20 protein-coding genes are annotated in these 25,694 nt (G+C 69.3%); 12 read left to right on the top strand and 8 right to left on the bottom strand.

Annotated elements, in window-relative coordinates:
• The first annotated feature begins 9 nt into the window (after positions 1–9).
• From EP757_RS28100 to EP757_RS28130, 7 genes are all read left to right on the top strand, one after another.
• Complete coding sequence (locus EP757_RS28100; RefSeq protein ID WP_232050040.1) at positions 10–1,344, top strand: aspartate aminotransferase family protein; 1,335 nt, start codon at positions 10–12, stop codon at positions 1,342–1,344.
• A gap of 162 nt (positions 1,345–1,506) precedes the next feature.
• Entirely contained in the window at positions 1,507–2,934 is a 1,428-nt protein-coding gene (locus EP757_RS28105; protein ID WP_127550997.1) for a gamma-aminobutyraldehyde dehydrogenase, read from the top strand.
• A gap of 45 nt (positions 2,935–2,979) precedes the next feature.
• Positions 2,980–4,137, top strand: coding sequence for an ABC transporter ATP-binding protein (locus tag EP757_RS28110; protein WP_127550999.1), 1,158 nt, complete (start codon positions 2,980–2,982; stop codon positions 4,135–4,137).
• A gap of 44 nt (positions 4,138–4,181) precedes the next feature.
• Positions 4,182–5,390, top strand: a complete 1,209-nt coding sequence (locus EP757_RS28115) for a spermidine/putrescine ABC transporter substrate-binding protein (protein WP_127551001.1) — start codon at positions 4,182–4,184, stop codon at positions 5,388–5,390.
• 3 nt (positions 5,391–5,393) lie between these two features.
• Positions 5,394–6,257, top strand: a complete 864-nt coding sequence (locus tag EP757_RS28120) for an ABC transporter permease (RefSeq protein WP_127551003.1) — start codon at positions 5,394–5,396, stop codon at positions 6,255–6,257.
• The gene (locus EP757_RS28125) at positions 6,254–7,090 is read left to right on the top strand and encodes an ABC transporter permease (protein WP_127551005.1); all 837 of its coding nucleotides are present in this window, start codon (positions 6,254–6,256) and stop codon (positions 7,088–7,090) included. The genes EP757_RS28120 and EP757_RS28125 overlap by 4 nt, the downstream gene beginning before the upstream one ends.
• 184 nt (positions 7,091–7,274) lie before the next feature.
• Entirely contained in the window at positions 7,275–8,654 is a 1,380-nt protein-coding gene (locus tag EP757_RS28130; protein ID WP_127551007.1) for an aspartate aminotransferase family protein, read from the top strand.
• Positions 8,655–8,664: 10 nt separating this feature from the next.
• Here EP757_RS28130 and EP757_RS28135 read toward each other — a convergent pair whose 3' ends face one another.
• Positions 8,665–9,207 (bottom strand): hypothetical protein, encoded by a 543-nt coding sequence (locus EP757_RS28135; RefSeq protein ID WP_127551009.1) that lies wholly within the window; start codon positions 9,205–9,207, stop codon positions 8,665–8,667.
• 137 nt (positions 9,208–9,344) lie between these two features.
• Here EP757_RS28135 and EP757_RS28140 point away from each other — a divergent pair, with 137 nt between their 5' ends.
• Both EP757_RS28140 and EP757_RS28145 read left to right on the top strand, forming a co-directional pair.
• Positions 9,345–9,767 carry a response regulator gene (locus EP757_RS28140; protein WP_174262453.1) on the top strand — a complete coding sequence of 141 codons (423 nt, stop codon included), beginning with the start codon at positions 9,345–9,347 and terminating at the stop codon, positions 9,765–9,767.
• Between the two features lie 66 nt (positions 9,768–9,833).
• Entirely contained in the window at positions 9,834–11,954 is a 2,121-nt protein-coding gene (locus tag EP757_RS28145; RefSeq protein WP_127551013.1) for an ATP-binding protein, read from the top strand.
• A gap of 984 nt (positions 11,955–12,938) precedes the next feature.
• Here the strand turns inward: EP757_RS28145 and EP757_RS28150 are convergent.
• The 6 genes from EP757_RS28150 to EP757_RS28175 all read right to left on the bottom strand — a co-directional run bounded on the left by EP757_RS28150 (position 12,939) and on the right by EP757_RS28175 (position 21,200).
• A complete protein-coding gene (locus EP757_RS28150; protein ID WP_127551015.1) occupies positions 12,939–14,210 on the bottom strand; it encodes an FAD-binding oxidoreductase in 1,272 nt (423 codons plus the stop codon).
• Positions 14,207–14,662 (bottom strand): Lrp/AsnC family transcriptional regulator, encoded by a 456-nt coding sequence (locus tag EP757_RS28155; RefSeq protein ID WP_232050041.1) that lies wholly within the window; start codon positions 14,660–14,662, stop codon positions 14,207–14,209. The genes EP757_RS28150 and EP757_RS28155 overlap by 4 nt, the downstream gene beginning before the upstream one ends.
• A gap of 111 nt (positions 14,663–14,773) precedes the next feature.
• On the bottom strand, positions 14,774–16,045 hold the full coding sequence (gene gabT, locus EP757_RS28160; RefSeq protein WP_127551017.1) for a 4-aminobutyrate--2-oxoglutarate transaminase: 1,272 nt from the start codon (positions 16,043–16,045) through the stop codon (positions 14,774–14,776).
• Between the two features lie 3 nt (positions 16,046–16,048).
• Complete coding sequence (locus tag EP757_RS28165; RefSeq protein ID WP_127551019.1) at positions 16,049–17,485, bottom strand: gamma-aminobutyraldehyde dehydrogenase; 1,437 nt, start codon at positions 17,483–17,485, stop codon at positions 16,049–16,051.
• Positions 17,486–17,590: 105 nt separating this feature from the next.
• The gene (locus tag EP757_RS28170; protein ID WP_127551021.1) at positions 17,591–18,796 is read right to left on the bottom strand and encodes a PP2C family protein-serine/threonine phosphatase; all 1,206 of its coding nucleotides are present in this window, start codon (positions 18,794–18,796) and stop codon (positions 17,591–17,593) included.
• Positions 18,797–18,842: 46 nt separating this feature from the next.
• Entirely contained in the window at positions 18,843–21,200 is a 2,358-nt protein-coding gene (locus EP757_RS28175; protein WP_197725398.1) for a glycoside hydrolase family 3 N-terminal domain-containing protein, read from the bottom strand.
• Between the two features lie 289 nt (positions 21,201–21,489).
• On the opposite strand from EP757_RS28175, the gene EP757_RS28180 reads away from it, so the two are divergent.
• The 3 genes from EP757_RS28180 to EP757_RS28190 are packed head-to-tail and all read left to right on the top strand — an operon-like array spanning position 21,490 to position 24,631.
• A complete protein-coding gene (locus EP757_RS28180; RefSeq protein WP_127551025.1) occupies positions 21,490–22,809 on the top strand; it encodes an extracellular solute-binding protein in 1,320 nt (439 codons plus the stop codon).
• Complete coding sequence (locus EP757_RS28185; protein ID WP_127551027.1) at positions 22,806–23,732, top strand: carbohydrate ABC transporter permease; 927 nt, start codon at positions 22,806–22,808, stop codon at positions 23,730–23,732. Before EP757_RS28180 ends, EP757_RS28185 begins: the two co-directional genes overlap by 4 nt.
• A 14-nt stretch (positions 23,733–23,746) precedes the next feature.
• Entirely contained in the window at positions 23,747–24,631 is an 885-nt protein-coding gene (locus EP757_RS28190; protein ID WP_232050042.1) for a carbohydrate ABC transporter permease, read from the top strand.
• Here the strand turns inward: EP757_RS28190 and EP757_RS28195 are convergent.
• Positions 24,608–25,633: a LacI family DNA-binding transcriptional regulator gene (locus EP757_RS28195; RefSeq protein WP_127551031.1), complete on the bottom strand. Its 1,026-nt coding sequence runs from the start codon at positions 25,631–25,633 to the stop codon at positions 24,608–24,610. The two genes, EP757_RS28190 and EP757_RS28195, sit on opposite strands and share 24 nt — an antisense overlap.
• Positions 25,634–25,694 lie beyond the last annotated feature (61 nt).

A 25,694-nucleotide genomic window follows, 5' to 3' on the forward strand; every position in this document is an offset into this window, starting at 1 on the left:
GATCATCACGTGAGTGACTCGCAGGTCCGCGCGGACGACCGCGCCCATGTCTTCCACTCCTGGTCGGCTCAGGGATTGATCGACCCGCTGCCGATCAAAGGTGCGCTCGGCAGCTATTTCTGGGACTACGATGACCGGAGATATCTGGACTTCTCGTCCCAGCTCGTCAACATCAACATCGGGCACCAGCACCCGCGGCTGATCGCGGCGATCCAGGAGCAGGCCGCCAGGCTCTGCACGATCCAGCCGGCGTTCGCCAACGACAAGCGCGGCGAGGCGGCCCGGATGATCGCCGAGGTCGCCCCGGAGGGCCTGAACAAGGTCTTCTTCACCAACGGCGGCGCCGAGGCTAACGAGAACGCCATCCGGATGGCCCGCCTGCACACCGGCCGGCACAAGGTGCTCTCCACCTACCGCAGCTACCACGGCTCGACCGCCACCGCGATCACCGCGACCGGCGACCCGCGCCGCTGGCCGAACGAGCCGGTCGCGATCGGCGTCGTGCACTTCTGGGGCCCGTACCCGTACCGGTCGCCGTTCTACGCCTCCGATGAGATCCAGGAGTCCGAGCGCGCCCTCCAGCACCTGCGCGACACGATCGTCTTCGAGGGCCCGGCCACCATCGCCGCGATCCTGATCGAGACGGTGGTCGGCACCAACGGCATCCTGGTGCCGCCGCCCGGCTACCTGGCCGGCGTCCGCGCGCTCTGCGACGAGTTCGGCATCGTCTTCATCGCCGACGAGGTGATGGCCGGCTTCGGCCGCTGCGGCGAGTGGTTCGCGATCGACAAGTGGGGCGTCACGCCCGACCTGATCACGTTCGCGAAGGGCGTCAACTCCGGGTACCTGCCGCTCGGCGGCGTGGTCATCTCGGACGCGATCGCCGAGACGTTCCGGGAGCGGCCGTTCCCGGGTGGTCTCACCTACTCCGGGCATCCCCTCGCCGCGGCGTCGGCGGTGGCGAGCATGCAGATCTTCAAGGAGGAGGGGATCATCGAGCACGCCCGGATGCTGGGCGAGGACGTGATCGGCCCGGCGCTGGCGGCCATCAAGGAGAAGCACCCGAGCGTCGGCGACGTGCGCGGCCTCGGCGTCTTCTGGGCGGTGGAGCTGATCAGGAATGAGGACAAGACGCCTCTCGTCCCGTTCAACGCCTCCGGCAAGGACGCCGCTCCGATGAACGCGGTCGCCGCCGCCTGCAAGGAACGCGGCCTCTGGCCCTTCGTCCACTTCAACCGGATCCACGTCGTGCCCCCGTGCACGATCTCCGTGGACGAACTGCGCGAGGGCCTCGCGATCCTGGACGAGGCACTCACCGTCGCGGACGGCTACACCACCGCCTGAACCCCGGATTACGTCGTCTGAACCGCCTCCGAAGTTCTGATTCCGTTTCAGGCTTGGAAATTACTTCGGATTCCCTTGCCCCTCAATGCGCCGGTGTGGAATGGTCTCGCCAGTCCCGGTGAGATTCCCGGCACACCATGAACCGGAAGGCTCTTTTCTTTCGTGAGTACCGTGCTGCGCAACTTCGTCGCCGGGTCGTGGACCGACACGGCCGACGGGATCACCACACCGGTCATCGACCCCAGCACCGGGGAGGCCTACGCCCAGGCGCCGGTCTCCTCGGCGCAGGATGTGGACAAGGCGGTGGCCTCGGCCGCCGAGGGTTTCGAGGTCTGGCGGGACAGCACTCCGGCCGAGCGGCAGCGGGCCCTGCTGCGCATCGCCGACGCCCTGGAGGCGCGCGGCGAGGAGATCGTCGCGGCCGAGTGCCGCAACACCGGCAAGCCGGTCGAGGCGACGCGCCAGGAGGAGCTGGCGCCGATGCTCGACGAGCTCCGGTTCTTCGCCGGCGCCGCGCGCGTCCTGGAGGGCAAGTCGGCGGGGGAGTACCTGCGCGACCACACCTCCTTCATCCGCCGGGAGCCGATCGGCGTGGTCGGGCAGATCGCGCCGTGGAACTACCCGATGGTGATGGCGGTGTGGAAGTTCGCGCCGGCCGTCGCGGCCGGCAACGCGGTCGTGCTCAAACCGTCCGACACCACTCCGGTGTCCACGCTGCTGCTCGCCGAGATCGCCGCCGAGTTCCTGCCGCCGGGCGTGCTCAACGTGGTCTGCGGCGACCGGGACACCGGCCGCTCGCTGGTGTCGCACCCGGTGCCGCAGCTCGTCTCGATCACCGGGTCGACCCGGGCCGGGATGGAGGTCGCCGCGGCGGCCGCGCCCGACCTGAAGCGGGTCCACCTGGAGCTGGGCGGCAAGGCGCCGGTCGTGGTCTTCGACGACGTCGACATCGAGGCCACCGCGGCCGCGATCGCCGGCGCCGGATATTTCAACGCCGGGCAGGACTGCACCGCCGCGACGCGGGTACTCGTGCACGAGCGGATCGCCGCCGACTTCACCGCTGCCCTGGCCGCCGCGGCGAAGGCGACCAAGGTGGGCGCGCCGTCGGACACCGACGCCTTCTTCGGCCCGGTCAACAACGCGAGCCAGCTGGAGCGGGTCACCGGCTTCCTGGCCCGTACCCCGGATCACGCCGAGGTGGCGGCCGGTGGCAACCGCATCGGTGACCGCGGGTACTTCCTGGAGCCGACCGTCGTGACCGGACTGCGACAGCGGGATGAGATGATCCAGGACGAGATCTTCGGACCGGTCATCACGGTGCAGAACTTCGCTGACGAGGAGCAGGCGGTCCGCTGGGCCAACGACGTCCGGTTCGGTCTCAGCGCCAGTGTCTGGACCCAGAATCACGGCCGGGCGATGCGGGTCTCCCGTCGGCTCGACTTCGGCGCGGTGTGGATCAACACGCACCTGCCGTTCGTCTCCGAGATGCCGCACGGCGGCTACGGTCACTCCGGTTACGGCAAGGACCTTTCCATGTACGGCTTCGAGGAGTACACCCGGATCAAGCACGTCATGAGCTTCAACGGCTGATCCGGCTTCAAGACCCGCAGACAACCGCCCCGCTTGAGGTGATAGATGACCACTTCTCCCCCGCACCCCGCCACGAGCGCGCCCATCGGAAACGGGCAGCGCACCGGGCACCCGGCGATCGAGTTCGCCGGCGTGCGCAAGGACTACCTGTCGCACGGTGAGGCGGTGCCGGCCGTCAAGAGCCTGGATCTGGCGATCGGACAGGGGGAGTTCTTCTCGCTGCTCGGGCCGTCCGGCTGCGGCAAGACCACCACCATGCGGATGATCGCGGGCTTCGAGGAGCCCACGGCCGGCAAGGTGTTCCTCGACGGCCAGGACGTCACCGGTGTCGCGCCGAACAAGCGTGACGTCAACATGGTCTTCCAGTCGTACGCGCTCTTCCCGCACCTGAACGTGCTGCAGAACGTGTCGTTCGGGCTGGAGCGCAAGAAGGTGTCGAAGGCGGAGACACGCCGCCGGGTCGGTGAGATCCTCGAGATCGTCTCGCTGACCGGCATGGAGAAGCGCCAGCCCAAGGAGATGTCCGGCGGCCAGCAGCAGCGCGTGGCGCTGGCCCGGGCACTGGTGAACCACCCACGGGCCCTGCTGCTCGACGAGCCGCTCGGCGCCCTGGACCTGAAGCTGCGCCAGCAGATGCAGGTCGAGCTCAAGCGCATCCAGCGCGAGGTCGGCATCACCTTCGTCTACGTCACCCACGACCAGGGCGAGGCGCTGACGATGTCGGACCGCATCGCGGTCATGAACGGCGGCCTCATCGAGCAGCTGGGCTCGCCGCGCGCCATCTACGAACGCCCGGCGTCCCGGTTCGTGGCGGGCTTCATCGGCACCTCCAACCTGCTCGACGGCACGGTCGGCTGGGTGGAGAACGGCCTCGGGGTGATCGACCTGGGATCGGGGGAGCGGGTCCTGCTGCCCGTCCCGGCCACGTTCCAGCCCGGTCGCGCCGTCGAGGTGTCGGTCCGGCCCGAGAAGATCGACCTGCACCGGACGGCGCCGCACGCGCCGGGGCTCAGCGTCGTCTCGGGCACCGTGTCGGAGGTTGTGTATCACGGCACATCGACCAACTACACAGTGGCGACGACCGCTGGTTCAGACTTCGTGGTGTTCGATCAGAACGCACACGATGCCGAGGACGTCGCCTCGCGCGGCGAGCGCGTCTTCCTCACGTGGGCCCCGCAGCACTCGTACCCGATCGGAGTCTGAAGTTGTACCCCACCAATAAGCCGGACCCCTCCGTCCTCCGGGGCATGACGTCGCGGCGGTTCGGCCGCCGCGACGCGCTACGCCTCGGCGGGATGTCGGCGATGGGCGCCTTCCTCGCTGCCTGCGGCGTCGAAGGTCAGGGCAAGCCGCAGGCAAGCGTCGCTCCCGACGCCGTCGCCAAGTTCTGGAACGGCAAGGTCAAGAACGGCTCGGTCGACTTCGCGAACTGGCCGCTCTACATGGACCCGAAGAAGCCGGAACTCAAGAAGTTCACCGAGAAGACCGGCATCAAGGTGAAATACGACGAGCCCATCAACGAGATGGGACCGTGGTTCGCCAAGGTCCAGCCGCAGCTGTCCGCCGGGCAGTCGATCGGCTACGACCTCATGGTGATCACGAACTCGATCCAGTTCGGCCAGTTCCGGGACGCCGGCTTCCTGGCCCCGCTCGACCACTCCAAGCTGCCGAACTACGTGGCGAACGCCGCCAAGTCGTACGCGCAGTCGTCCTACGACATGGGCAACGTCTTCAGCATCCCGTGGGCGTCCGGCATCACCGGCATCGCCTACGACGAGTCGAAGACCGGCCGCCCGATCACCAAGCTCGCCGACCTCTGGGACCCGGCGTTCAAGGGCAAGGTCGGCATGTTCCGCGACCTGCAGGAGCTCGGCAACTTCGGCCTGCTCGCGGCCGGCATCAAGCCGTCCGAGTCGGGTGAGGCGGAGTGGAAGAAGGCCGCCGCCAAGCTGCGCGAGCAGAAGGACGCCGGCATCGTCCGCCAGTACTACGACCAGAGCTACGTCGACGCGCTCGGCAAGGGCGAGGTCTGGATCACCCAGGCCTGGTCCGGCGACATCTTCCAGAAGAACGTCTCGGACGGCACGAACTTCAAGTTCGTGGTCCCGGAAGAGGGCGGCACGATCTGGACCGACAACATGACGATCCCGATCACCGCGGCCAACCCGGTCGACGCGATCACGCTGATGGACTTCTTCTACGAGGTGGAGAACGCGTCCACGCTCGCCGAGTACATCAACTACGTGTGCCCGGTGCCGGCCGCGCAGGACGACATGAAGAAGCGCGCGGCCGAGCTGACCGGCGAGGACAAGGCGTACCTGACCGAGGTCGCCACCAGCCCGCTGGTGTTCCCGTCCCAGTCCGAGTACGACAAGCTGCACTATTACGTCGACTTCAACACGGCCGAGGAGCAGCAGGACTTCACCAAGATCTTCGACCCGATCGTGCTGGGCTGACCTATGGGCCGGGTCAAACGTACACTCGCGCCCTACCTGCTCGTGCTGCCCGGCGGGTTGTGGCTCCTGATGTTCTTCGCGGTGCCGATGGCGACCATGCTGTCGTTGTCGCTGCAGGAGGGCGACATCGTCAACGGGTACGTCTTCACGGGTCACTGGCAGACCTACGTCGAGGCGATCTCTGATTACCAGACCCAGTTGATCCGCTCGCTGGTGTACGGCGTCATCGCCACGATCATCCTGATCGTGCTGGCGTTCCCGGCCGCGTACTGGATCGCCTTCTACGGTGGCAAGCGGAAGGCGACCTATCTCTTCCTGCTGCTGTTGCCGTTCTTCGTGTCGTTCGTGCTGCGCACCATCTCGTGGCGGCTGATCCTCACCGACGACGGCTTCCTGCTGCATCCGCTGAAGGAGGCGGGTCTCCTCCCGGAGAACTTCCACATCCTCGGCACGCCGGCCGCGGTGATCGGCGGCCTGGTGTACAACTTCCTGCCCTTCATGGTGCTGCCGATCTACGTGGCCCTGGAGCGCATCGACCCCCGCGTGGTCGAGGCGGCGCGGGACCTGTACGCCTCGCCGATCACCGCGTTCCGCAAGGTGATCCTGCCGCTCGCGGTGCCCGGTGTCTTCGCCGGCGTGCTGATGACTTTCATCCCGGTCAGCTCCGACTACGTGAACTCCGAGGTGCTGGGCAGCTCGTCGACCACGATGATCGGCCAGGTCATCCAGAGCCAGTACCTGTCGAGTTCCAACTATCCGACCGCCTCGGCGCTGTCCTTCACCCTGATGACGGTGCTGCTGATCGGCGTCTTCGCCTACGCGAGGGCGCTCGGCACCGAGGACGTCATGAAGGTGGCGGCCCGATGACGGCGACCCTGGAAGCACCGCCGACCAGGACGGTCAAGGTGCGCAGGAGGTTCGGCGGCGTGCAGCTCATGCACGTCTACACCTGGCTGATCGTCCTCTGGCTGGTCCTGCCGATCTTCGTGATGATCCTGTTCGGGTTCAACGACCCGTCCGGCCGGTACAACCAGACCTGGCAGGGCTTCACGCTGAAGTGGTACCGCGAGCTGTTCGCGCTCGACGACCTCACCTCGGCGCTGATCCTCTCGCTGGTCATCGCGGTCGCCGCCTCGATCATCTCGACGGCGCTGGGCACCGGCATCGGCTACGCGCTGGGCCGCTACAAGTTCCGCGGCTCCGGCGGCATGAACCTGATCATGTTCGCCACCATGTCGTCGCCGGAGCTGGTGATGGGCGCGTCGCTGCTGACGCTCTTCGTCTCGCTCGGCATCGGCCTGGGCCCGATCACCATCACGATCGCCCACGTGATGTTCTCGATCTCGTTCGTCGCCACCGTGGTGCGGGCCCGGGTGCTCACCCTGGACCGCTCGATCGAGGAGGCCGCCGCCGACCTGGGCGCCAACGCGTGGACGACGTTCTGGAAGGTGACGTTCCCGATCATCCTGCCGGCCGTCTTCTCCGGCTTCATGCTCGCGTTCGCGCTCTCCGTCGACGACTTCGTGGTCACCAACTTCACCGCGGGCACCAGCATCACCTTCCCGCTGTGGATCTGGGGCGCCACCCGCGTCGGCCTGCCGCCTCAGGTCAACGTGATGGGCACGCTGATCTTCGCGGCCGGCGTCCTGATCGCGGTGCTGACGAATCTCAAGTCACGACCGAAGAAGAACGCGGCCTGATCCTTCCTTCTCCTGGTGGGGCGCCATCCGGCTTCGGCCGGGTGGCGCTTCTTCCTTTGGTACGGTCTGAGCCGCCCCGCCCCCGAAACAGCGCGGAAATAGTGGCATGAGGGCTTGTGCACGACGGAATCCGTAGGCAGGATCACTGGCAACAGTAGAACCAGCGGCGTGCAGGAGAACCAACGTGACCGACAGACCAGCTGATGTGGACGCCCTCTCCGCGACCGCCCGTGACCACTTGTGGATGCACTTCACCCGGCTGTCCGCGTACCAGAACGCGCCCGTACCGGTGATCACCCGGGGTGACGGCTGCTATGTCTGGGACGCCAGCGGCAAGCGCTACCTCGACGGCCTGTCCGCCCTCTTCGTGGTCCAGACCGGGCACGGCCGGCAGGAGCTCGCCGACGCCGCCGCCAAGCAGGCCGCCGAGCTCGCCTACTTCCCGATCTGGTCGTACGCGCACCCGAAGGCGATCGAGCTGGCCGGCCGGCTCGCCGACCTGACCCCCGGCGACCTGAACCGGGTCTTCTTCACCACCGGCGGGTCCGAGGCCGTCGAGTCCGCCTGGAAGCTGGCCCGGTCCTACTACAAGCGGGTCGGCAAGCCGCTGAAGACCAAGGTCATCTCCCGGGCGATCGCCTACCACGGCAGCTCGATGGGCGCCCTGTCGATCACCGGCATCCCGCCCTTCAAGCAGGACTTCGAGCCGCTGGTGCCGAGCACCGTGCGGGTGCCGAACACCAACTACTACCGCCGCCCCGACGAGAACATGACGCCGGAGCAGTTCGGCGTCTGGGCCGCCGACCGCATCGCCGAGGCGATCGAGTTCGAGGGCCCGGACACCGTCGCCGCCGTCTACCTCGAGCCGGTGCAGAACGCCGGCGGCTGCTTCCCGCCGCCGCCCGGGTACTTCCAGCGGGTCCGGGAGATCTGCGACCGGTACGATGTGCTGCTCGTCTCCGACGAGGTGATCTGCGCGTTCGGCCGGCTCGGCGAGTTCTTCGGCGCCGACAAGTACGGCTACCAGCCCGACATCATCACCGTGGCGAAGGGCCTGACCTCCGGCTACGTGCCGCTGGGCGCCATGATCGCCTCGGACCGGCTGGCCGAGCCGTTCCTCACCGGCGCCAACTGGTTCGCGCACGGCATCACCTACGGCGGCCACCCGGTCGGCGCCGCGGTGGCGCTCGCGAACATCGACATCATGGAGCGCGAGGGCCTCAACCAGCACGTCACCGCGAACAGCCCGCTGTTCCGGTCGCACCTGGAGAAGCTGCTCGACCTGCCGATCGTCGGCGACGTCCGCGGCGACGGCTACTTCTTCGGCATCGAGCTGGTGAAGGACAAGGCCACGAAGGAGACGTTCGACGCCGACGAGTCGGAGCGGCTGCTGCGCGGCTTCCTCTCCCAGGCGCTGTTCGACGCCGGCCTCTACTGCCGCGCCGACGACCGGGGCGACCCGGTCATCCAGCTGGCCCCGCCGCTGACCGCGACCGAGACCCAGTTCGCCGAGATCGAGCAGATCATCCGCGGTGTGCTGGTGGAGGCGCAGAAGCTGCTCTGACCACCGCCGGTCAGACCGCGAGCTTCTCCATGACGCTCTGAACGTCGGCCCGGAGCAGGGCCTGCATCTCCTGCTCCGTGGCCGGCCAGCCGGCCGGATCGGTGACGAACCCCGAGTAGTGGTACGACAGGACGAGAGAACCGTCGCGGACCACGAACTTGAACACGCTCAGATCCTGGGGCGACCACGGTTTGCTGTCGTCGTGCCAGCGGCGTAGATAAGCGGCCTCGCCCAGGTCGTCGAGCGCTTCGACCGTACCGTCGGCGCTCTTGAATTGATCGAATTTGACCGTGGCGGCCGCTGGATCCGGGAACACCTCGGCGAAGAGCAGCAGCGTGATGCTCCCGCTGGCGTAGGCGAGCTCGCACTGGCCGTTCGCCGGGTCGGACTGCACCTCGGGCGGCTCGGAGACCCGGGCCTGCACCGCGTTCTCCGTGATCAGATCGCAGACGTCGCCCTTGATCTCGTAGTCGGGTGGATCGTCCGAACAGCCGGCGAGCAGGGTGGACGCGAGGATCAGCGCTGTCGCGGCACGGCGGGCGATCGAGAGCATCGCCCGATCGTGGCACATGATCACCACTCTCGTGGTACCGCCGCCCCGCGCCCGGACGGGCCGGAAAATCCGGTATAGCGGCCCCGGGGGCATCGCGCGGGGGCATCCTGAGAACGAGACCGTTTGATGGAGCTGATATGCCCGTTATGCTGATCGCCGAGGACGACGAGGACATCGCACTGGTGCTGACCAGGGTGTTCAAACGTGCCGGGATGACGGTGCTGCGTGCCGCGGACGGGGTCGCCGCGCTGGAGCTGCTCGCGGAGAACAGGCCGGACGTGATCGTCACCGACCTCGGCATGCCGCGGATGGACGGCTGGGAGCTGATCGCGGCGGTCCGCGCGGACCCGGAGGTCGCCCGCACACCGATCGTGATCCTCAGTGGTCATCTGCGACCGGGTGATCCGCGGGCCGGCTCCGCGCAGTGCTGCGCCATCCTGCTCAAGCCGTGCCCGAACGACCAGCTGCTCGCGACGGTCCAGGAGCTGCTGGAGATCGGCCCGCACGATCACGACAGCAGCGATTCACGCTGTCCGGCCGAAATGCCGGTTTCGGTGTAATTTGGTACGGGTATTCCGCTGGGGAGCCCGTGACCGCGGGGTGTGGTCCGAGAAAGCGGGCTGATCATGGTGATGCTGGACGAGGCGGTGCTCGGCAACCCGGTGCGGCTGGAGGCCGTGGAGCAGGCCATGCGGACCCTTCCCGGCCGGATCGGCCACCCCGACGACGTCGCCACCCTCGCGGCCCGCATGCTGAGCGCCCCGATGGCCGCCGTCACCCTGGTCGGCGACGACGAGGAGCACATCCTCGGCATGCACGGCGTGCCCGAGCCGTTCCGCAGCTCCCGGCGGGTGCCGATGAGCCACTCCGTCTGCAAGTACGCCGTCAGCGCCGACAGCGTCGTGCTCTCCGCCGACATGACCGCCGAACGCGACCCCGGCCTCAGCGAGCACCCGCTGGTCCGGGAGTACGGCGTGCGCACCTTCCTCACCGTGCCGATCCGCAACGGCGACGACCGGCCGATCGGCTCGCTCACCGTCCTCGACGGCCGGCCGCGGCACTGGAGCGGCGCCGACGCCGACACCCTCGTGACGATCGCCGACACCCTCGTCGTCACGGCCGGCGTCGAGGTGGCCGCCCTCGACGACGGCGCGTTCCTCGGCGCGCTGCTGCAGAGCCTGGACGCCGGGGTCATCGCCTGCGACGCGGCCGGCACCGTCGTCTTCGTGAACAAGGCCATGCGCGAGGTCCGCGGCCTCCCACCGGACGGCCCGCTGCCCGACGACTACCAGGACCGGACCGCCACCGTGCTGACCGGCCCCGACGAGCGGCCGATGCCGTGGGAGCAGACCCCGCTGATCCGGGCGCTGCGGCACGGCGAGCACATCCCGTCCGAGGACGTGCACGCGAAACTGCCCGGCCACCGCAGCCGGGTCTTCGGCACCACCGCCCGCCCGATCGTCGACTCCGGCGGCCGGCTGCTCGGCGCCGTCTCCGTCGCCCACGAGGTGACCGCGCTGCGCCGGGCCGAGCGGTTCCGGGCCTGCCACATAGCCGTCGAATACGTGCTGAAGAAGGCCACCGACGCGCGGGAGGCCGCCCCCGAGGTGCTGCGCGCGGTCACCGGCACCCTCGGCTGGCCGGCCGCCGAACTGTTCCTCATCGACGACGCCACCGGCTCGCTCGAAGCCGTCGGGCACTGGGACTCGTCCGGTTTCGACCCGGACGGGTTCTTCGGCCACACCCCGGTCCCCGGTGAGGGCATCACCGGCCGGGCCTGGAAGACCGGGCGGGCCATCTGGGTGCCCGACATCGCGCTCAGCCGGGACCTGCGCACCGAACACGAGCGGGAACGGGTGGAGATCTGCCTGCGGCGCGGTGTGCGTACCGCCCTGGCCGTGCCGGTCCGCGACGGCGGCACCCTGTTCGGCGTGCTCACCTGCTACGCCGGCACCCAGGAGTACGAGCCGGACCTGCTCACCGTCCTCCTCGACGGCGTCGCCGCGCAGATCGGCGTCTTCGTCTCCCGCCGCCGCGCCGAGGAACTGGGCCGCCAGCTGGCCCGCGCCCAGGCGGACTTCGTCGATCTGGTCGGCCACGAACTGCGCACCCCGCTCACCTCGATCACCGCGAACGCCACGATCCTCGCCGAGGAAGCCGCCGGCCTCGACGCCGACTGCCGGCAGATGGCCAAGGTGATCGCCCGCAACGCGGCCGCGCTGCAGCGCATCGCCGACACCCTGCTCGACCTGGCCGGCCTCGACTCCGGCCACCTCGTCCTCGACCTCCGCGAGATCGACTTCGCCTCCCTGGTGGCCGAGTCGGTGACCGCGGCCCGCCGCGGCGCCGACCGCCTCACCCTGGTCACCCAGCTCCCGGCCGGCCTCCTCCTGCCCGCCGACGCGGAACGCCTGCGCCAGGTCGTCGACGACCTGCTCTCCAACGCCATCCGCTACAGCCCGCCCGGCGCCCCGGTCCACGTCACCCTGCGAGCCGAAGGCACCATGGCCGAGCTGTGCATCGCCGACCAGGGCATCGGCACCCCCGCTGACGAACGGGCCCGCGTCTTCGACCGCTTCTTCCGCGGCAGCAACGTCCGCCATCAGGGCACCTCGGGCAGCGGCCTCGGGCTGAGCCTGGCCCGCGCGATAATCCTGCAGCACGGCGGCACGATCCGCTTGGAGGAGAACCGCCCCTCGGGAACCGTGGTCCGCGTACGCCTCCCCCTGGGTGTGGCCGAGTCCTAGGCCTAGCTCCCAGGCTGGTTCCTGGCGCTGTACTCGTCGAGGGAATGCAGCGCCGGGCAATGACACCACAGCGATTGTCGCGTCTTTGTAATCCGTCGCGCATTTCGGTTAGTCGCGCGATGACTGGCCGTTCTTTCCGCAGATCTTGGATCGTCGTGGTGCCCAGGGGCCCCGTGGGTCTCCCCATTCGCGGATGTGGGTGAGAGATGCGCTGCGTCGAGTGGTTCGACGAGTCGCTGCCGGCTGCATGAATCCGTGTGGGAGCGTGGTGCCGGGTCGTAGCGTTGTTTTCGCCGGCCGCAGCGCATTTCGGGTCGTTGCGCGATGACTGGCCATTCTTGATATTGTCGGATTGTCGTGATTGCTCGAATCCACGGGATGCCGCAGTGACCGCAACAAGCCCCGCCACGTCGGGGCCGCTCTGCTCGTGACAGATGGGGCGGCGCTGTGCGGTCGACGAGTCGGCTCTGGCCGGCTGCTTGTCATCGGTGCGGGAGTGTGGCACCGAGCCGTGGCGCTCCTCTGACTGTCGCAGTGCATTGCGGTCAGTTACGCGATGACCGGCCGTTTTTCGCGGATGTTGGATTGTCGTGGTGCCTATAGGCCCCGTGAGTTTCCAAGGTCGGCGAATGTCGGTAACTCAGCGCGTAAACGGCTCGAACTGACGGAGAGCCGCAGCGAAGGCAGCCGGTTTCGCTACCTCGGGGCGCGCGTACCGTCTGTCCGGCCGTCGCTCGTGATTCGGCCGACACCATCCCCCTCCGCGCTGGACAGCGCCTGCACACCCGCCAGAGCTTCGAACGTGCGACGGCCCGGTCCACCTCATGATCGCGCCACCCGCCGAAACAAGCCCGCCGAAACAAAGCCCGCCCTTCCCTTGGGGGAGCCCCCGCTGGTCAGTGTGGTCGGGGATGGTGATCTTTGGGTGGGGGGCTGTGGACAAGTCGCCAGTGTGGATGGGCTGGGGTTCTCGGGGCGGCCGTGTTAGGCCGCCGTCCGCCGATCCCAGGCGTCCAGCAGGGCGGTCGCCTTCAGGCCCGCGTTGATGCCCAGCCAGCGGGCGGGTTCCGGCTCCCAGCGCCGGGAGCGGTGGTTGACCCAGGGGAGGGTGGTCAGGTCGCTGGTGACGCCGCGGATCAGGTCGGCCAGGGTTCGGCCGGCCAGGTTGGAGGCTGCCACGCCGTCGCCGACGTAGCCGCCGGCCCAGGCCAGGCCGTCGTGGAGGCCGACGCTGGGCATCCAGTCGCGGGGGATGGCGAGGGGGCCGCCCCAGCGGTACGCGATCGGCGGGTCGATGCCGAAGAGTTCGGTCACTGTCCGGCGTAACGCGTCGAAGACCGCCGGCACCCGATCGTACGAAGGCTGGATCTTGGAACCGAAGTGGTAGGGCGCGCCTCGCCCACCGAAGGCCAGCCGGTCGTCGGCGGTGCGCTGGCCATAGATCACCAGGCGGCGCTCGTCGGTGAAGGTCTCGCGGCGGGCCAGGCCCACGCGATCCCAGAAGGAGGCGGGCAGCGGCTCGGTGGCGATCATCAGGGAGTAGACCGGGGCGAGGGCGCGGCGGTGACCGGACAGCCCGGCCGTGTAGCCCTCCAGAGCGCGGACCACCGTGCCCGCGCGGACCGTGCCGTGGTCGGTGACGAGCGCGCCGCGCGTGATCTGCTGAACCCGGGTGCCTTCGTGGATGGTGACGCCGAGCCGCTCGACCACGTCGGCGAGACCGCGGACCAGCTTGGCCGGGTGCAGTGCCGCGCAGTCCTCGCTGTAGATGCCGCCGAGCACGTCGTTCGCGTCGCAGATGGCCCGGGTCTTGCCGGCGTCCAGGAACGCGGGGGAGCGCTGGGCCCGCCGCAGCTGTGCCGGGCTGCGGACCAGGGAGATCACGCCGCCCTTGGCGTAGTCGCAGTCGATGCCTTCGGCAGAGGCGGCCCGGCCCACCTCGTCGACGGTCGCCGCGAGCGCCGCGTGCATGGCGGCAGCCTGCTCGTGGCCGTAGCGCCGGGCCAGCTTGGCCGCGGAGACCGGGAACTCGCCGGACGCCCAGCCGCCGTTGCGGCCGGACGCGCCGAACCCGCAGTGCTCGGCTTCCACGATCACGATTCTCAGAGAAGGAGCGGCCTTGGCGAGGTAATAGGCGGTCCACAGGCCGGTGTAGCCACCACCCGCGATCGCCACGTCGGCGTCGCGGTCACCGGGCAGGGGCGGGCGGCGGTCGAGCGGGCCGAGGGAGTCGAGCCAGAACGAAGGAGCAGTCAACGAGTTCCCCAGGCGTAGGTCTGTTTGGCGAGTTTCAAGTACATGAAGGTGTCGGCCGAGGTGACGCCCTCGACCGTGCGGATCTTCTCGTTGAGCAGGTCCAGCAGGTGCGAGTCGTCGGTGCAGACCAGCTCGACGAGCAGGTCGTAGCGTCCGGCGCAGATCACCACGTAGTCCACCTCGGGGATGGTGGCGATCTCGTCGGCGATGGCCCGCAGGTCACCGCTGACCCGCAGGCCGACCATGGCCTGCCGGGCGAATCCGAGGGTGAGGGGGTCGGTCACCGCGACGATCTGCATGAGGTCGTTGTCGAGCAGGCGCTGCACCCGCTGGCGCACCGCCGCCTCGGACAACCCGATCGTTTTGGCCAGCGTCGCGTACGACATCCGGCCGTCCCGTTGCAGGTGCTCGATGATCTGCTTGTTGATCTCGTCCAGGGCCGATTCGGTCACGCCGCGATTCTTCCCTGTGAGGATTGGCGAGAGCAAAGACACGGAGCCTTTCGGGGGAGGGGACGGCGCCCGTGAGCGCCGTCCAAGATCAACCCGACCGGGAGGACGAGATCAACCCAGCGAGGACGACAGGATCTCGATGCCTCGCCGAAGGTCCTCATCGGAGATCACCAGCGGCGGCAGGAACCGCAGCACGTTGCCATGGGTTCCGCAGGTCAGCGTGAGCAGCCCGGCCTCGTGACACGCCTTCGAGACCGCTGCCGTGCGCACCGGATCGGGCTCGATGCCACCCGGCTGCACCAACTCGATCGCGAGCATCGCACCACGTCCGCGGACCTCGGCGATTCCAGGATCAGAGGCAGCGAGGGTACGAAGGGCAGGTGCCAGCACCGATTCGATGTGGCGAGCGGAAGCGGCGAGGTCCAGTTCGCGCATCGTCTCGATGGCCGCGAGCGCCGCGGCGCAGGCCACCGGGTTCCCGCCGTAGGTGCCGCCCAGCCCGCCGGCGTGCACCGCGTCCATCAGCTCGGCCCGGCCGGTCACGCCGGCGATCGGCAGCCCTCCGCCCATGCCCTTGGCCGTGGTGATCAGGTCCGGCTCGACGCCCTCGTGCTCGCAGGCGAACCAGGCGCCGGTCCGGGCGAACCCGGTCTGGATCTCGTCGGCGATGAAGACCGCGCCGTTGTGCTTCGACCACTCGGCGATCGCCGGCAGGAATCCCGCGGCCGGCACGACGAACCCGCCCTCGCCCTGGATCGGCTCGATCAGCACGGCCGCCACGTTGTCCGCGCCGACCTGCTTCTCGATCACGTCGATCGCCCTGCGGGCGGCCTCGGCGCCGGACAGGCCGCCGTCGCGCAGCGGATACGACATCGGCGCCCGGTAGACCTCCGGCGCGAACGGCCCGAACCGGTGCTTGTACGGCATGTTCTTCGCGGTCAGCGCCATGGTCAGGTTGGTCCGGCCGTGGTACGCGTGGTCGAACACCACGACCGCCTGCCGCCCGGTGGCGTGCCGTGCGATCTTCACGGCGTTCTCCACCGCCTCGGCGCCGGAGTTGAACAGCGCCGCCCGCTTCTCGAACGTGCCGGGGGTCAGCGCGATCAGCTGCTCGCAGACCGCGACGTAGGACTCGTACGGCGCGACCATGAAGCAGGTGTGCGTGAACCGCTCGACCTGCTCACGGACCGCCTCGACGACCCGCGGCGCGGCGTTGCCGACGTTCGTCACGGCGATGCCCGAGGCGAAGTCGATCCACTCCCGCCCGTCGACGTCGGTGAGCGTGCCGCCCGCGGCGCGGTCGACGTACGAGGAGATGGTGGAACCGACGCCGCGCGCGACCGCCGCGACCCGGCGCTTGTGAAGATCGGCAGAGGTGGACAAGGCTCAGGCCCCCACGTTGTGCATGACGTGCTTGATCCGGGTGTAGTCCTCCAGGCCGTAGACCGACAGGTCCTTGCCGTGCCCGGAGTGCTTGAAGCCTCCGTGCGGCATCTCGGCGACCAGCGGGATGTGGCAGTTGACCCAGACGCAGCCGAAGTCGAGGTTCTGCGTCATCCGCATGGCGGTGCCGTGGTCCTTCGTCCAGACGCTGGAGGCCAGGGCGTACGGGACGCCGTTCGCGAACTCCAGGGCCTCCGCCTCGGAACCGAACTTCTGCACGGTGATGACCGGGCCGAACACCTCGTTCTGGATGATCTCGTCGGTCTGCCGGAGCCCGGAGACGACGGTGGGCGACCAGAAGTAGCCGCGCTCGCCGACCCGCGCGCCACCGGCCTGCAGCACCGCGTGGTCCGGCAGGCGGTCGATGAACCCGGACACCCGGGCCAGCTGGCCGGCGTTGTTGACCGGGCCGTAGAGCACGTCCTCGTCGTCCGGCTGCCCGGTCTTGATGCCCTTGGCCTGCTCGGCGAGCGCCGCCACGAAATCGTCGTAGGCGGCCTCGTGGACCAGCACGCGGGTCGCGGCGGTGCAGTCCTGGCCGGCGTTGAAGTAACCGGCCTCGGCGATCGACGCGGCGGCGGCCGCCACGTCGGCGTCGGCGAAGACGACGACCGGGGCCTTGCCGCCCAGCTCCAGATGGGTGCGCTTGAGGTCGGCCGCGGCGGCGCCGGCCACCTCCATGCCGGCCCGGACCGAGCCGGTGATCGACACCATCTGCGGGGTCCGGTGCTCGACCAGCGCGCGGCCGGTGTCCCGGTCGCCGAGGACGACGTTGAAGAGGCCGGCCGGGAAGAACTCGGCGGCGATCTCGGCGAGCCGCACCGTGGTGACCGGGGTGGTGTCGGACGGCTTCAGCACGACCGCGTTGCCGGCGGCGAGCGCCGGGGCGATCTTCCAGACGGCCATCATGAGCGGGTAGTTCCAGGGCGTGACCTGCGCGCAGACGCCGATCGGCTCGCGCCGCACGTAGCTCTCGAAGCCGTTCATGTACTGCCCGGCGGACCGGCCTTCGAGCAGGCGGGCGGCGCCGGCGAAGAAGCGGATCTGGTCGACCGCGGGCGGCAGCTCCTCGCTGGCGGTCAGGCCGAGCGGCTTGCCGGTGTTCTGCGACTCCAGCGCCACCAGCTCGCCGGCCCGGGCCTCGACCGCGTCGGCGAACTTGAGCAGGGCCTTCTGCCGGTCGCCGGGGGTGGTGGTGCGCCACTCGGCGAACGCGGTGGCGGCGGCCTGCATGGCCCGATCGACGTCCTCGGGACCGGAGACGGGCGCTGACGCGAACACCTCACCGGTCGACGGGTCGATCAGATCCTCATACCGCCCCTCGACGGGCGCGACGGCCTCGCCGGCGACGAAGTTGTGCAGAACCGTCTTGGCGCTCATCCGGCCTCCAGATGTGGTATCAGTACGTGCGGCCCCATCTTTTCCGCGAAATCCGTGGCGAACAAGAGGGTTCAGAAATTTTTCCGTACCGGAAACACGGCCGCCTCACTGCTTGCGGCGGAGGGCGAGGACGGCGACGTCGTCGCTCGGCTGCTCCACACCGGCATCCGCCATGACGGTAGCGCAGACGACGTCCGCCGGGGCCGCCCGAACCGAAGCGACCAGATGGTCGAGGCCGATGTCGATCACCTGGTCGCGGCGCTCGACCAGGCCGTCGGTGTAACAGAACAGCACCGCGCCGGGCGGGAGGGCCAGCGCGGTGCTCCGCCGGGGACGCCCGTAGCGACCCACCCCGAGGGGCGGGTCGACCGCCACCTCGGCGAGCGCCGCCGGCCGGCCCGGCTCGGCCAGCACCGGGCGCAGGTGACCGGCCGAGGAGATCAGCACGCCGCTGCGGTCCGGGCTGACCATGACGTAGAGCGCGGTGGTGAGGCTGCCCGCCTCGAAGTGCCGGACCTTGCGGTCGAGCAGGGTGAGAGCCTCCGCCGGGTCGTTGCAGATCAGCGCGTACGCCCGCAGCGCACTGCGGATCCGGCCCATCACCACGGCCGAGGCGAGCCCGTGCCCGGACACGTCGCCGATCACCACGCCGACCCAGCCGGACGGCAGCGTGAAGACGTCGTACCAGTCGCCGCCGACCCCGGCCGCGTGCCCGGGAACGTACCGCGCGTCCAGCTCGATGCCGCGCACCTCGGGCAGCCGGGTCGGCAGCAGGCTGCGCTGCAGGGCGAGCGCGGCCTGCTGATCCAGTTTCGCCGAGCGGATCCGCCCGGCCACCGCCGCCCGGTCGGCGACCAGCTCCAGCAGCGCCACGTCGTCGTCGCCGAACACCCGCCGGCTCAGCGTGCCGATGTGCAGCACCCCGATCAGCTCGCGCTCGGCGATGATCGGCACACCGAGCAGCGACCGGATCCCCTTCTCCAGCAGGATCGGGTTGACCACGTCGTCCTCGGTGACCTCGGTGATCCGCACCGGCTCGCGGCCGGCGGCGATCCGGCCGGCGAAACCCCGGCCCACCGCGATCCGGAAGCCCTTGCGGACCTCCTCCTCGAGGCCCTTCGCCGCGGTCGCGACGAGCTGCTGCGCGTGCACGTCGAGCAGCAGGATCGCGGCGGTGTCCACGTCGAGGAGGTCGCGCACCCGATCCAGCAGCTCGTCGAGCAGATCCGAGACGTCGAGCCGGGACAGCGTCGCATCGGTGACCGCCTCGAGACGGCGCAGCCGCTCGTCGTCGTTGATGCTTCGGGGCACAGTGTGAGCCTAGTGTTCAGGGCCGGGCCGGGTCCGCAACCGGCGGTCACGAATCGGCGGGCCGTACCTCCACCGGCGTGACCAGGCGACGGCCCGCCGGGGCCTCGCGGACCTCGCCGACCAGCTGCACGGAACCCTCGCAGGGCAGATCCGCGGCCGACGAGCCGACGAGAACGCGCAGCTCACCGGGCTCGACGATGCGGCGCATCCGGCGGCCGGTGAACGCGGTGCGGTCGGTGTGCACGGTGAACACCACGTCGGCCGCCGCGCCGGCGTCGAGCGGCACCCGCTGGAACCCGGCGAGCTGTCTCACCGGACGGGTGACCTCGGCGATCGGGTCCGACAGGTAGAGCTGGACGACTTCGGCGCCGGCCCGGTCGCCGGTGTTCGCGACCCGTACGGTGACCGTGAACTCCCCGTCCACCGGCACCCTCTCGTCGCTGATCCGCAGCGCGTCCACGGTGAAGCGGGTGTAGGACCGCCCGTGGCCGAACGCGAACAGCGGCGTCGGGTCCAGGTTGCTGACGCCGATGTGGTCGGCGCCGAGCCGCGGCTGCAGATAGGTGCCCGGCTGGCCGCCCGGGTGCCGGGGGATCTGCACCGGCAGCTTGCCGCCGGGCTGCACCCGGCCGGAGAGCACGCCGGCGATCGCGGCGCCGCCCTCCTCGCCCGGCATGAACGCCTGCACCAGCCCGGCGGCCCGGCCGGCGAACCCGCCGAGCGCGTACGGCCGGCCGGAGACCACCACGACGACGACCGGCTTGCCGGTGGCGAGAAGCGCTTCGACGAGGCCGGCCTGCACCCCCGGCAGGCGCAGGTCCTCGGCGTCGCAGCCCTCACCGGAGGTGCCGTTGCCGAACAGCCCGGCCAGGTCGCCGACGAACACCACTGTCACGTCGGCCGTCTCGGCCGCTGCCACGGCGGCGGCGAAGCCGGATCGGTCGGGGCCGCTGATGGTGCAGCCTTCGGCGTACGAGATCGATGTGCCCTGGAACTCGGCCCGCAGCGCCTCCAGAGCGCTGGGGAGCGCGATGCCCGCGTCCACGCCCGGATAGCGGGGCAGCACGTGGTTGGGGAAGGCGTAGCAGCCGAGGAAGGTCCGGGCGTCGTCGGCGCAGGGACCGACCACCGCGATCCGGGCCGGGTCGCGCAGGGGGAGCGCGGTGCCGGCGTCGAGAAGCACGATCGACCGCTCGGCCAGTTCCCGGGCGATCTCCCGGTTGGCGGCGGAGTCGAGATCGGTCTCCGCCGACCCGGCCACACTCGTCTCGGGCGTCCACCCGGGATCGAGCAGCCCGAGCTCGATCTTCTGGGTGAGCAGCCGGCGAGCGGCGCGGTCGGCGTACTCCTCGGGCACCTCGCCGCGGCGGACCCGGGCGACCAGCTCCTCGCCGTAGCCGATGGTGTCCGGCAGCTCGACGTCGATGCCGGCGGTCAGCGCGAGCACACCGGCGTGGCCGGAGTCGGCGGCGATCCGGTGGTTGCCGGCCAGGAACGGCACCGCCCAGTAGTCGGAGACGACGGTGCCGGTGAAGCCCCACTCGTCCCGCAGCACCTCGGTGAGCAGCCACTCGTCGGCGCCGGCCGGAACGCCGTCGATGTCGGAGTAGGAGTTCATCACCGAGCCGGCGCCCGCCTCGGCGATGGCGGTCTCGAACGGCGGCAGGATCACGTCGAGCAGCTCACGGCGGCCCATCGGCACCGGGCCGTGGTTGCGGGCGCCGCGGGAGGCGGAGTATCCGGCGAAGTGCTTGAGCGTGGCGATCACGCCGGCGCTCTGCAGGCCGCGTACGTAGGCGGCGCCGACCAGCGACACCAGGTACGGGTCCTCGCCGATCGCCTCCTCGACCCGTCCCCAGCGGTAGTCACGGACCACGTCGAGCACCGGCGAGAGCCCCTGGTGCACGCCGAGCGCGGCCATGTCCCGCCCGATCGCCGCGGCCATCCGCTCGATCAGCTCGGGGTCGAAGGTGGCGCCCCACGCGGTCGCCGACGGATAGACGGTGGCGCCGTGCGCGGTGAAACCGGTGAGGCACTCCTCGTGGACGATCGCCGGGATGCCGAGCCGGTTCGAGGCCATCACGATGCGCTGCTGCCGGACCACCTCGTCGGCGCCCTCGGCGACGCTGACCGGATAACTGCCGTAGATCCGGGTGAGATGGCCGAGGCCGTGCCGGCTCGCGTCCTCGAGGGCGGAACCGGCGGCGAATTCGTCCTCCATCGGTGCCACGTTGTGACTGTCTTCCGGTTCCGGCCCGGCGGCGCCGGTGGCACCCTTGTCCTTGCCGAGCCAGCGGCTGCCGAGCTGCGCCACCTTCTCTTCCAGGGTCATCGCGGCCAGAAGCGCTTCGACGCGCTCGCTCGTGGGCAGGCCGGGATCACGCCAGGGCTGATCTGTTGTCAAGGAATTCCTCCGAAACTTTCGGTGCCCGCCGTTCGGCGGCCAATCGCGCATGCCGGGGGCTCAGGGCGCGGGCGGACATTGTCAACTCTCGCGCTGTGAGCACTGTTACCGCAAGGGCCTTGACACTTGTGACGGCGAAACCCTACGTTAACGAAACCTCGCGTTAAATTGCGGCGGGCGTTCGAAACTTCCGAAACTTAACCGGTTTGGTTCAGGAGGCTTCGGATTCCTGCCATCGCCATATCGCCAGCCGTGCCCCGACGCGGCTTCTTCGAATACGGAGACCAGCGTGAAACGCAGGAGTTTTCTGACCCTGTCCGCCGGAGCCGCCGCGGGTGCCGCCCTCGCCGCGTGTGGCAGTTCCGGTCCTTCCGAGACCTCGGGTGGCGACACCGCCTCCGGCGAGGCCAGTTACTGGTTCCTCAGCGGCCCGCCCGGTGAGCCGATCCGCCAGGGCGCGGTCGACCGGTTCAACAAGGCGAACTCCGGTGGCCAGATCAAGGTCACCACGTTCCAGAACGACGCCTACAAGGACAAGCTCAAGACCGCGCTCGGCGCGGGCCAGGCGCCGAGCATCATCTGGGGCTGGGGTGGCGGCGGCCTCAAGAGCTATGTCGACAACGACCAGGTCGACGACCTGACCGACTGGTTCGCGCAGAACGCGGCGGTCAAGGACCGGCTCTTCCCGGCCTCGTTCGGGCCGGCCACGATCAACGGCAAGATCTACGCGATGCCGTGCGAGACCGTGCAGCCGATCGTCATGTTCTACAACAAAGAGGTCTTCGACAACCTCAAGCTCACGCCCCCGACCACCTGGGGCGAGGTCATGGACATCGTTCCGAAGATCAACGCCGCGAACATCGCGCCGTTCTCGCTCGGCGGCCAGTCCCGCTGGACCAACATGATGTGGCTGGAGTTCCTCTTCGACCGCATCGGCGGCCCCGAGGTCTTCCAGGCGGTCTTCGACGGCCAGGCGAACGCGTGGAACAACCCCGCCTCGCTCCGGGGCCTCACCGAGATCCAGAACCTGATCAAGGCGAACGGCTTCGTCAAGGGCTTCTCGTCGATCACCGCCGACTCGAACGCCGACCAGGCGCTGCTCTACCGCGGCAAGGCCGCCATGATGCTGCACGGTTCGTGGTCCTACGGCATCATCTCGGCCGAGGGCGGCAGCTTCATCAAGGACGGCAAGCTCGGCTACACGAGCTTCCCGACCGTCGAGGGCGGCACCGGCGACCCGTCGAACACCGTCGGCAACGCCGGCCAGTTCCTCTCGATCTACTCGAAGGCCAGTGACGCGCAGAAGGAGACCGCGAAGAACTTCTTCAAGAGCCTCCTCGACGACACCGAGCAGCAGGGCTGGATCGAGACCGGCGGCGTGCCCATCGTCAAGGGTGGCGACGCCAAGCTCGCCTCCTCGCCGGACAAGGACTTCCTGAACTTCATCTACCAGGTGTCCAGCAACGCGAAGTACTTCGGCCAGTCGTGGGACCAGGCGCTGAGCCCGACGGCCGCCGAGACGCTGCTCGACAACATCGCCAAGCTGTTCCAGATGCAGATCTCCCCCCAGCAGTTCGCCGACAGCATGAATCAGGTCATCGGCAAATGACGATCGCTCCGCCCGTAGTGCAGACCGCTCCGCCTTCCGCCACCAGCGGCGGGCGGAGCGGTTCCGTCACCTGGATGGCCTGGCCGGCGCTCGTGGCGTTCGTGGGGTTCGGCGTGGTGCCGCTGATCGGCGTGCTGCTGCTGAGCTTCACGTCGTGGAACCGGCTGAGCCAGGACATCCCGTTCACCGGCCTGGACAGCTGGCGTTCCGTGCTCAGCGACCCGGGGCTGCCGCACGCGCTCTGGGTCACCTTCCTGATCATGGCGCTCTCCTGGCTGTTCCAGACCCCGATCTCGCTGCTGCTCGGCGTCTTCATCGCGGCGCAGAAGCGGTACCGCTCGGTCCTCGCGGTGCTCTTCTTCGTCCCGCTGCTGCTGAGCCAGGCCGCCATCTCCATCACGTACAAGGCGCTGCTCGACCCGAACTTCGGCCTCGGCGCCGGCCTGGGCTGGCCGTTCCTGCAGCAGGACTGGCTCGGCGACAGCACGCTGGCGCTCGGCGTCGTGGTCTTCGTGGTGTCCTGGCAGTTCATCCCGTTCCACACGCTGATCTACCAGGGCGGCGTGCGGCAGATCCCGGCCTCGATGTACGAAGCGGCCCAGATCGACGGCGCCGGCCGCGTACGCCAGTTCTTCAGCATCACCCTGCCGCAGCTCAAGTACACGATCATCACGTCGTCGACGCTGATGGTGGTCGGCTCGCTGACGTTCTTCGACCTGATCTGGGTGCTCACCGCCGGCGGTCCCGGCGACGCGACACGGGCGCTCGCGGTCGACATGTACCAGCGTGGCTTCAAGGCCGACCTGATGGGCCCGGCCAGCGCGATCGCGGTGATCCTGGTGCTCGTCGGCCTGGCGCTGGCGCTCGGTCTGCGCCGGCTGGGTGGCCGTGACGCGTCGTCGAGCCAGCTTGAGGGAGTCTGAGGATGACGACGTTGATGGATAAGAGGGATGTCTCGCGGGCTGAGCGCCCGTCCCCCGGCAAGAAACGCGGGTCGAGGCTGAGGCATCACAACTTCCTCGGCGGCCTCGCCGGCTGGCTCTGGCTCATCGTCGTCCTGCTGCCGATCTACTGGATCGTCATCACCAGCTTCAAGGTGCAGTCCGACTACTACGCCACGAACCCCCTCCTGCCGCCGACGAGCCCGACCCTGGAGAACTACCGGTTCGTCCTGGAGAACGACTTCGTCCGGTACTTCGTGAACAGCGTCATCGTCACCGTCGGGTCGGTCGGCCCGGCCGTGCTGGTCTCGTTCATGGCGGCGTACGCGATCGTCCGGGGCAGCGCGGCGAGCCGGTTCCTGCGCGGCGTGAACGGCCTGTTCCTGATGGGCCTGGCGATCCCGCTCCAGGCAGTGATCATCCCGATCTACCTGATCATCATCAAGCTGCAGATGTACGACACGCTCGGCGCGATCATCCTGCCGTCCCTGGCGTTCGCGATCCCGCTCTCCGTGCTCGTCCTCGGCAACTTCGTCCGCGACGTACCGAAAGAGCTCTTCGAATCGATGCGGATGGACGGCGCGACCGAGTGGGGCACGCTCTGGCGGCTCGCGTTCCCGCTGACCCGCCCGGCCCTGGTGACCGTCACCATCTACCAGGGACTGACCGTGTGGAACGGCTTCATCCTGCCGCTGATCCTGACCCAGAGCCCCGAGCAGCGGACCCTGCCGCTCGCGCTCTGGAGCTTCCAGGGTCAGTACAGCGTGAACATCCCGGCCGTGCTCGCCTCGGTCGTGCTGACCACGCTGCCGATCCTGACGCTCTACATCATCGGGCGCCGTCAGCTGCTCAGCGGTCTAACGGCCGGCTTCAGCAAATAGTGCGGTGCTCTCCCGCACCATCAGCTTGGTGACCAGCTCCACCCGCGGGGTCTCGATGGTCTCGCCGCGCGACAACCGCAGGACGGTCCGCGCGGCGAGCGCCCCCATCTCGGCGAGCGGCTGGCGGACCGTGGTGAGCGGGGGAGAAGCCCACTGCGACTCCGGCAGATCGTCGAACCCGACGACGCTGAGCTGATCCGGCACCCGCAGCCCCCGCCGCCGCGCGGCCTCGCACGCGCCGAGCGCCATCAGGTCGCTGGACGCGAAGATCGCGGTCGGCGGGTTCTCCGAGTCCAGCAGCTTGCTGGCGGCGGCGAATCCCGACTCGTGCCGGAAGTCGCCGGCCTCGATCAGCGCCTCCTCGGCCTGCAGCCCGGCCGCCTCGAGGGCCGCGCGGTATCCGTCCAGCCGCGCCCGGCTGCACAGCAGGTTCTTCGGGCCGGCGATGAACCCGATCCGCCGGTGACCCAGCGACAGCAGATGATCGGTGGCGGTCCGCCCGCCGGACCAGTTCGTCGCGCCGATCGTCGGCACGTCCGCCGCGGCCCCGCCGGCCGGGTCGATGATGACCACCGGCACCTTGAGCCGGTGCAGCTCGGCGTGGATCGGCTCGGCGACGTCCGAGGTCACGAAGATGACGCCGTCGGAGGCGCGGGCCCGCAGGTTCTGCAGCCACTGCCGGGCCGCGGTGGTCCGCCGGTGCACCTGCGACACGACGGTGCCGACGCCGGCCGCGTGGCTCACGTCCTCCACACCGCGGATCAACTCCAGCGCCCACGGGCTGTCCAGATCGTTGAAGACCAGGTCGACCAGGCGGGCCCGTCCCGAATGCCGAGAGTTGCGGGGTCGGTAGTCGTGCTCACGGAGAAGCCGCTCGATCAGCTCACGGGTCTGCGGCGACACATCGGAGCGCCCGTTGAGCACGCGGGACACCGTGGGAACCGAGACACCCGCCGCCTCCGCGATGGCCGCGATGGTGACACGTTGCCTGGACAGGGCCATGAGAGCGCTCCTTACGGCCGGGCTGCCTCGGCTGCAACTTCCGGTACCGGCACCGAAATCA

It is taken from the genome of Actinoplanes sp. OR16 (assembly GCF_004001265.1).
In the GTDB taxonomy this organism is placed as follows: domain Bacteria; phylum Actinomycetota; class Actinomycetes; order Mycobacteriales; family Micromonosporaceae; genus Actinoplanes.